We start from the raw sequence: 1,147 nt of genomic DNA, 5'->3' as shown, positions 1-1,147 counted from the left end.
CTAGCTTGGCCGGGCCGCGCGCTGCAGCACCTCGGCGGCCCACTGGTTCAAGCTCTTGCCAGCAGCCTGCGCGGCCACCAGGGCACGACCATGCACCTCGGGCGGCACCCGTAGCAGCAATTTGCCGGACGCCGGCTTCTCGGGGTGAAGGCCTTGCTCCTTGCAGTCGGCCAGATAGTCTTTGACCGCGAGTTCAAACTCGGCCCTCAGTTGTACAACCGTTTCGCCATGGAAACTGATGATGTTGCGAATGCCGAGAATTCGGCCAACGAAGAGATTGTCGCGCTCGTCGTACTCGACGCGAGCGGTGTAGCCTTTGTGGGTCATGGTGTTCATGGCAGCACTCCTGCACGTTCCAGTAGTTCGCGAGCTTCCTCGACCTGATAGCGCTTGGCCTCCTTGCCTGGATGTGGCCGATGACAGCGCCACTGCTCGCCATGGAGTTCAATCTTGACACGCGAGCCTTCGCGCTCAGACACAGAACCACCCAGCGCCTTGACCAGCGCCTCGATGTCGGCGAACACAATGGACGCCGAAGTCGGTCGGGCGAAGATCGCCACAAACGTCTTACGGTGTTTGCTGTTCATCCGATCATGATAGCAATTAGTGATATCGAGGTTGATCGCCAGCGTCGTCAGCGGCTCAACGGTCGATTTCGGTCAGGAGGCCATCACGCTCCCCCGTCAACCTGAGAATAGGAAGTTCAAACACCCTCTTCAAGCCCGACAGGCCCTGGGTAACCCCGACACCACCGCATGGTTCGGGCCTTGCGCACCCATCGACAGCCTGAAAAGGCACCTCGAGCCTCGCCCCGACACGTCGCGGGCTGCTTCGCACGCCCGAGCGCCCAGGTTCACACGGGGCCTGAGGCCGTCTGCCGGCACAGCAACCCTTGTCGCGCGCAGCGCCGTGCCGGCTGCGGGTCACGCCCGGCAGCCCCGGCATGCCTTCGGTGGGTGCGGCGCCCGGCTCAGCCGGGCTCAGTGCGCCCAGGCCGGGCCCACCTCGCGCGCCCGACCCTTGGGCGGCGGCTGCGGATCCAGTCCGAGATGGCCAAGGATCTTCTCGATCACCGGCCGCTCCAGGATGGCCGCGATGATCTTCAGCTCCCCGCCGCCGCAGTTCGGACACCGCTCCACGTCGATGA

General features: G+C 64.3%; 2 protein-coding genes. Both read right to left on the bottom strand.

The genetic code is table 11. The features are described 5' to 3' along the window. Complete coding sequence (locus tag ACOVRJ_RS08135; protein ID WP_422043384.1) at positions 1-336, bottom strand: type II toxin-antitoxin system HicB family antitoxin; 336 nt, start codon at positions 334-336, stop codon at positions 1-3. Next, positions 333-587 carry a type II toxin-antitoxin system HicA family toxin gene (locus ACOVRJ_RS08130; RefSeq protein ID WP_422043383.1) on the bottom strand — a complete coding sequence of 85 codons (255 nt, stop codon included), beginning with the start codon at positions 585-587 and terminating at the stop codon, positions 333-335. The genes ACOVRJ_RS08135 and ACOVRJ_RS08130 overlap by 4 nt, the downstream gene beginning before the upstream one ends. Positions 588-1,147 lie beyond the last annotated feature (560 nt).

It is taken from the genome of Roseateles sp., assembly GCF_049240545.1.
Taxonomy (GTDB): Bacteria; Pseudomonadota; Gammaproteobacteria; order Burkholderiales; family Burkholderiaceae_C; genus Paucibacter_A.
This window is presented reverse-complemented; position numbering and strand designations above follow the sequence as displayed.

Coding starts and splice junctions, on each gene's coding strand:
- ACOVRJ_RS08135 (WP_422043384.1), bottom strand. CDS start 336: ATGAACACCATGACCCACAAAGGCTACACCGCTCGCGTCGAGTACGAC.
- ACOVRJ_RS08130 (WP_422043383.1), bottom strand. CDS start 587: ATGAACAGCAAACACCGTAAGACGTTTGTGGCGATCTTCGCCCGACCG.